Below are 6,861 nucleotides of genomic sequence, written 5' to 3' on the forward strand. Positions count from 1 at the left end.
CGAAAAGGGTCATGTTAATGGCTAATATCATTTGTGAATAAACCTTATTCATCCAAAGAAAAAACCACCAGGAAACTAATCCTAGTGGTTTTTCAATCACTGTTATTGAGTTTAACTTTATTGTGTTTATTGCATTTTAATAATGATGAATTCGGTACGTCTGTTCAACTGATGTTTGTTTTCCTCGCAGTTTACACTTCCGTCACATCCATTCGTCAATCTACGCTCTCCAAATCCTTCATGCGCCGTTATTCTAGATGAATCTACACCATTGGAAATAAGGTATTCATACGTGGAATTTGCCCTATCAATAGATAACTTGTCGTTATAAGTCAATGTCCCTCTTGAATCGGTGTGGGATTCTATACGAATTACCATACCAGGATAATCTTCGTTCATCAATTTAACAATCTTATCTAATTCTAAAGCAGCATCGGGACGAATATTATGTTTGTCGAAATCGAAATAAATGATACCAAGATCCGCAAGTTTAACAACGTCCCTAACAGGAGTTAACTCCAGATCAACTGTAATTGTGGTAACTGTATCCTCAATTCCTTTCGAGGTGAAACTTTTGTTATCGTCTTCATACTTCTTTTGACTGGCTGTAATCTCATAATCCACATTTCTGTCTATATTGATCTCATAATAACCTTCCTTATCAGTTTCCATATATGCAATTTGCTTACCATTACCATCCAGTAAAGTTATGATTGCATTTGGTACAGGCTTGTTGTTTACTATGTCTGTAACGGTCCCTTCGACATTCAGTAACGGTATGCGATTATACGCATAAATATCATCATCTCCTTGACCTCCAGATCGGTTGGAAGCAAAATATCCGGAAAGGCCATCAGGATTCATCGTAAATGAAAAATCATCTTTACTGGAGTTCACGGGTACACCGAGATTAATGACATCCACAATCTCACCGGCTTCATTGGCCACAGTTCCAAAAATATCAAGTAAACCCAGGCCGACATGGCCATCTGAAGAAAAGAACAAACTTCCTTCATTATTAATAAATGGCATACCTTCAGAACCTTTGGTATTTACTGTTTCACCAAGGTTTTTAGGTTCACCTAATGTTCCATCATCGTTAATATCTACAACATAAATATCTGAAGCTCCATAACCTCCGGGGCGGTCCGAAGCGAAATATAATTTTTTATTGTCAGGACTTAGGGCAGGGTGCTGGGTACTGAACTCTGAGTCGTTAATGGATAAATCTTCAATGTTGGTCCATGTGCTGTCCTTTAATGTCGCTCTATAAATTTTTACCTGGTTGATTCCTTTGTCATTACTGTCATAAACATTATTAATAAAGCTATTTCTTGTAAAATACATACTCTTCCCGTCGTTGGAAATGGTTACCGGACCATCATGATAAATGGTATTAACGTCACCTTTTAATTTCGAAGTGTGGTCTGCAGGTTCCTTACGATCTTTATCTATAACGTAAACATCCAAAAAGGGTTGCTCATTCCAGCCATACAAACGTTTGATAGAAACACCTTCATCCCTTGTTGAGGCAAAGTAGATCTTACCATCATGTTCATATGCACCAAAATCACTAAGCTTCGAATTGTGTTTAAATGTATTTAAGAAATACTGTTGTTTGGCATTAAATATATTGGTAATGAAATTGCCACGCTTCAAGAATTTACTTTTATTTACGACACCTCCGGAATCTTTAAATCGTTGCATCCATTTTTCGGATTCGTCGTAATCTTCAATACCCCTCAAGGCCTGGGCGTAATTATAGTAATATTCAATTGGAATATTTTCCTGACCAACAGCTTTCTTATAGTATTTAGCCGCATTCTTGGGATCACGCAATAGAGCATAGCAATCGGCCAAACGACGAACAGCATAATCTTCGTTATATTTGTTTTCAATAAGTTCTTGATAAACCTCTGAAGCTTTTACAAAGGAAAACTTATTAAATAAAGTATCCGCTTTTTTCTGTTTTCCATATTGCGCAGAGGCCGTAAAACTCACCGTCAATAGGATACAAACTAATATGTAATTTTTTAATTTCATGGGATGCATTTTTTATTAGAAATATCTAGGTGATTTTAATTTATTACTCATAAACTTAAATTCATAGATCAACAATACCTCATGGGTTCCGTTCGTGTAGTTATTAATGTCTGAAATGGGCTTTTCATAAGCATAACCCACCCGTAATTGTCTCGACACTTGAAAATCCGCGAAACCTCCAAACGCACCTGTTGATTCATTCAATCGGTAAGAAGCACCCAACCAAAACTTTTCATTAAACAAAAAGTTGGCTGTCATGTCGTAAGACAATGGTGCACCGTTTGTTGCTTTGATCAAATAGGATGGTTTAAACTTTAACGTATTGCTCAGATTAAATACGTAACCCCCTGTAAAGTAATAGCTCAATCGCTCAAGGGCTTCGTAACCCTCATCGCGGTTTCGATCGGTATTTAATACACGTGGAGCGGAAAGTCCAAGATACCATTTATTGGTACTCCAAAATACACCCAGTCCAACATTAGGACTCCATCGATCTTCTATACCACGAATGGTCGGATCGAAGTTTTGTGATTGGCGAAAATCAGGATCCAAACTATAGCTTGTAAACCCGCCTTTAATACCAAAAGCCAATTTACCGTCTACCCCAGTCGGGATGCTATAGGAGAAATCCCCATATAAATAGGAGAAGTTCTCAGGTCCCAAATCATCTTGTATAAACGATAAGCCTAAACCTATTCTATCATTTCGAAGTGGCGAATGTATGGAAAACGTTTGTGTTATGGGCCCACCATCAAAGCCTACCCATTGGCTTCTGTGAAGGCCAACGATACTTAATGCTTCTCTACTACCTGCATAGGCAGGGTTTATAGAAATAGTATTGTACATGTACTGCGTGAATTGCGGCAATTGCTGTGCCAATCCAAGCGTACAACTTAACAACGCTATTGCGATTATGTGATGTTTCATAAGTTTCATAGGTTAAAGTTTTATTTGGTTCCTAAGTAAACTGGTCCAGTAAATGGAGGCAATCCACTATTTTCTAAGGTTATGATATAATAATACGTTCCATTTGGGACAGTATCTGCATTACCAATGGATGATTTATGGGCTTGTCCTCTCCATTCTCCCATACCTTCACCAATAGAATAGTTTTTGCCGTCAAAGATTTGAGCGCCCCATCTATTAAAGATCTGGACTCTTATTTCAAAACCACAATCGGCAGTAATACCCGTAATATCAAAACTTTCATTATAAGTATCATCATTAGGAGTAACAGCTTTGGATATTTCAATATCTTCAGAGCTACATGGGAATACAACACAGTCATCATTTATATTAATGGTTACTTCTGTTGTTTCCAAACATCCGGTCGGACTGGTATAAGTATATCGGAATACATAGTCGCCCAAGAAATCTTGATCTCCTGTAATATCCACTAAATTTGAAGGATCGAATATAGTCCCATTAAAGTTGATGTTGTTCGTAACTCCTGAAACAAAGGTCCAGCTGGCATCATCATTGAAATCACTGATATAGTCATTTAAATTAATGTCTCCATCATCTGAACATGCTTCATCTGAAATCTGATTTAAGAACTCATCAATTGTAACAGTCACGACTTGCTCATATACCGCAGTATTGTTGCATTCATCCGTCACTTCCCAAGTTCTGATGATCTCATAACTTTCGGTAACATTAGTTGTATACATGGATGATTCCGAAAATACCACAGTTACGTTTTCTGAACAGTTATCCGCAAAGCCAAGTTCAGGTGCATCCGGAATAGCATCGCAGCTCACGTTAACTGAACTTGGGAATTCAGTTACTAATTCCGGTGCTTGATCGTCAATAACAGTGATTATTTGCACTTGATCTTCCGCGGTATTACCACAGTTATCAATTAAACTCCACGTTCTTGTAATAATACGTTCATTCGGACAGTCACCTTCGGCGATGTCATCGACATAAGTAGCTGTTAATCCGTTTGAGCAATTATCGGCTTCATCGGTAACATCTCCTGTTATTGTTAAATCTTCATTATTATCCTCACAATTTATAGTGATATCTACGGGTGCAGTGAACGTAGGCGCTATGTTATCAGAGATCGTAATGGTCTGTACCTGATCGGCAGCAGCGTTGCCACAGTTATCCGATAGGCTCCATGTTCTGGTGATGACAAAGGTCCCTTCACAAGTTCCGGCCACTGGATCGCTGTCCACATAGGTGGCCTGGAGGCCTGTAGAACAGTTATCAGCCTCGTCGGTTACGTCTCCTGTAAGCGACACATCGGTGTCGTAATTACAATCGGCATCGGTAAATATCTCAATATCTGCAGGCGCTGTAAATGTCGGTAGAATATTGTCTGATACGGTTATGGTCTGTACCTGATCGGCAGCAGCGTTGCCACAGTTATCCGATAGGCTCCATGTTCTGGTGATGACAAAGGTACCTTCACAAGTTCCGGCCACTGGATCGCTGTCCACATAAGTGGCCTGGATGCCTGTAGAACAGTTGTCGGCCTCGTCGGTCACGTCTCCGGTAAGCGACACATCGGTGTCGTAATTACAATCGGCATCGGTGAATATCTCAATATCTGCAGGCGCTGTAAATGTCGGTATTATATTGTCTGATACGGTTATGGTCTGTACCTGATCGGCAGCAGCGTTGCCACAGTTATCCGATAGGCTCCATGTTCTGGTGATGACAAAGGTCCCTTCACAAGTTCCGGCCACTGGATCGCTGTCCACATAGGTGGCCTGGATGCCTGTAGAACAGTTATCAGCCTCGTCGGTCACGTCTCCTGTAAGCGACACATCGGTGTCGTAATTACAATCGGCATCGGTGAATATCTCAATATCTGCAGGCGCTGTAAATGTCGGTATTATATTGTCTGATACGGTTATGGTCTGCACCTGATCGGCAGCAGCGTTGCCACAGTTATCCGATAGGCTCCATGTTCTGGTGATGACAAAGGTCCCTTCACAAGTTCCGGCCACTGGATCGCTGTCCACATAAGTGGCCTGGATGCCTGTAGAACAGTTGTCGGCCTCGTCGGTTACGTCTCCTGTAAGCGACACATCGGTGTCGTAATTACAATCGGCATCGGTAAATATCTCAATATCTGCAGGCGCTGTAAATGTCGGTAGAATATTGTCTGATACGGTTATGGTCTGTACCTGATCGGCAGCAGCGTTGCCACAGTTATCCGATAGGCTCCATGTTCTGGTGATGACAAAGGTCCCTTCACAAGTTCCGGCCACTGGATCGCTGTCCACATAGGTGGCCTGGATGCCTGTAGAACAGTTATCAGCCTCGTCGGTCACGTCTCCTGTAAGCGACACATCGGTGTCGTAATTACAATCGGCATCGGTGAATATCTCAATATCTGCAGGCGCTGTAAATGTCGGTAGAATATTGTCTGATACGGTTATGGTCTGCACCTGATCGGCAGCAGCGTTGCCACAGTTATCCGATAGGCTCCATGTTCTGGTGATGACAAAGGTCCCTTCACAAGTTCCGGCCACTGGATCGCTGTCCACATAGGTGGCCTGGATGCCTGTAGAACAGTTATCAGCCTCGTCGGTCACGTCTCCTGTAAGCGACACATCGGTGTCGTAATTACAATCGGCATCGGTGAATATCTCAATATCTGCAGGCGCTGTAAATGTTGGTAGAATATTGTCTGATACGGTTATGGTTTGTGTTTTTACCGTAGTATTATTACAGTCATCCTTTAACGTCCATGTTCTGGTAATCACGAAAGTACCCTCGCAAGGACCGGCAGCAATTTGATCAGCATAGGTTGCCTGAATATTAGGAGAGCATTGATCTCCTTCATCGGTTACGTCACCCACAGTGTTCACAGAAACGTCATAGTTACAATCGATGTCCGTGTATATTTGTACGTCTGAAGGTACCGTAAATTCTGGAGCAACAGTATCTTGAATGGTGAAGGTAGCATTAGTTTCACTAAAATTACCACAAGCATCCATAGCCCTAAATGTTACGCTTACGCTTCCGGTCATACCACAATCATCAGACATCACATTGCCATCAACACCATAGTTGTTAGACCAAACGATGGTTGAACAGTTATCGGTAGCTGTAGCACCGGCATTTGAATTTAACCAAGCCTCGAATTCAGCAATGTTACCTGCACCGTCACATTCTACAGTTTGGTCTGAAGCCGCTGTTGTAATTGTTGGATTTTCTGTATCCTTAATTAAATAAGTAGCTGTTGTGGTACTTGTATTGTTACATGCATCTGTGGCTGTAAATGTTACTGTTATGGCCCCATTCTCACATTGTACTGAAGTATCCATGCCATAATTATGAGTCCATGTTACAGCACTACAATTGTCGGAAGCAGAAGCTCCGGCATTGTTGTCTAGCCAAGCTTGCAATAGTGCTTGTGTATCCGTATTGGCATCACATTCGATTTCGATATTTGCAGTGTTGGTGTTATCTATTACTGGAGGAATCTCATCGCTAATAACAACTATTTGTGAACAGGAAACCGTATTACCCGACATATCAGAAATTTGATACGTTCTGGTTACAGTTTCTGGACAACTTAGATTATCACTGATTTCTGAAACTAAAGAGAAACTCGCTTCATCAATAGAACAATTATCGGATGCGCTTCCTCCTGCATTTGCGAATTCAGAATAATTAGCATAGACGGGTTGTTCTGAAATGTTACAAGTTGCAGTCAGGTCCCCAGGACATGAAATGGTTGGATTTTCATCGTCAGTTACCGTTACGGTCTGTTCACAGGTTACTGAGTTACCGGATCCGTCAGTTACGGTCCATGTTACAATAGTATCACCAAGAGCGAAAGGCTCAACAGCGTCGTTT

Annotated in this window: 3 protein-coding genes; all 3 read right to left on the reverse strand. The window is 41.2% G+C overall.

Annotation, left to right across the window (positions count from 1 at the left end):
• Window positions 1–126: 126 nt before the first annotated feature.
• Window positions 127–2,043 carry an OmpA family protein gene (locus tag MR054_RS13655; protein ID WP_242158374.1) on the reverse strand — a complete coding sequence of 639 codons (1,917 nt, stop codon included), beginning with the start codon at window positions 2,041–2,043 and terminating at the stop codon, window positions 127–129.
• A gap of 15 nt (window positions 2,044–2,058) precedes the next feature.
• Window positions 2,059–2,979, reverse strand: coding sequence for a PorP/SprF family type IX secretion system membrane protein (locus tag MR054_RS13660; protein ID WP_242087002.1), 921 nt, complete (start codon window positions 2,977–2,979; stop codon window positions 2,059–2,061).
• Window positions 2,980–2,990: 11 nt separating this feature from the next.
• A partial coding sequence (locus MR054_RS13665) for a T9SS type B sorting domain-containing protein (protein WP_242158375.1) occupies window positions 2,991–6,861 on the reverse strand: 3,871 nt, incomplete at its 5' end.

This window comes from Aestuariivivens sediminis (assembly GCF_022662105.1).
GTDB lineage: Bacteria > Bacteroidota > Bacteroidia > Flavobacteriales > Flavobacteriaceae > Aestuariivivens > Aestuariivivens sediminis.